Raw genomic sequence first — 846 nt, 5'->3', positions numbered from 1 at the left:
CTCTGTAAAGCATAGCTGCTGCCTCTGCTCTTGTGGCGTTCTCTTTGGGCCTGAAGGTGTTATCTTTATATCCTTTTACTATACCAAGCTTTACTGCATTTGCTACTGCATTCTTTGCCCATTCGCTTATCTTGTTGTTATCACTGAAAGTGGTATTGCCTATGTTGTCCTCTCTGTACTCTACAAGCTTTCCGTATATTCTCATTATTACTGCTGCCATCTCTTCTCTTGTTATTGGGTCATTTGGCCTCATATTCTTACCGTCTCCTAATATTATACCAGCCTTGTATGCTGCTTCTACTGCGTTTGCATACCATGCCCCTTCTTTTACGTCATTGAATTGTCCTTTGTAAGGCTTCTCTTCTATCCCTAATGCCCTTGTCATTAATGCTGCAAATTCTGCTCTGGTTATTTTTTTGTTTGGTAAAAAGGTGTTTTCATCTATCCCTTTTATTATGTGCCTTGATGCCAGTACATTTATTACGTCATATGCCCAATTGTCTTTTGATACGTCTTTGAATTGTTTGTTGTATTCAAAAGCTGCATAGGTTGAGAAGTGTTTCGCTTCAAATGTTATTGTGTTTGTCTCTCTGTCAATTTTTCCTCCTATGTATTCCCATTGATTTGTCGTCTCGTTTAAGTAGTATGCTCCTACTTTCCTTATGTCTTTTGCACCTTCTATGTTAAATGTCATTTTTACAGGTGACCCTATTTTTATGTCCTTGTCTCCTGCTTTTATTGTTATGTCATAGGCATCTGTTACAGGCTCGAAAGTTGATGCTTCCTTTTTGCCTTTGTTGTGTATGTTAAGTTTTATTGTTCCTGCTTTGTTTATGAGGTCAATTG

At 37.9% G+C, this 846-nt stretch carries 1 protein-coding gene; it reads right to left on the bottom strand.

Annotated features, from left to right (window positions below; all coding sequences use genetic code 11):
- The coding region (locus I4N53_RS01955) for an S-layer homology domain-containing protein (RefSeq protein ID WP_214495464.1) at window positions 1-846 on the bottom strand (846 nt) is incomplete at both ends.

It is taken from the genome of Thermoanaerobacter sp. CM-CNRG TB177, assembly GCF_018588165.1.
Classification (GTDB): domain Bacteria; phylum Bacillota; class Thermoanaerobacteria; order Thermoanaerobacterales; family Thermoanaerobacteraceae; genus Thermoanaerobacter; species Thermoanaerobacter thermocopriae.
The sequence above is the reverse complement of the archived record's forward strand: the minus strand, read 5'-3'. Positions and strand labels throughout refer to the sequence as shown.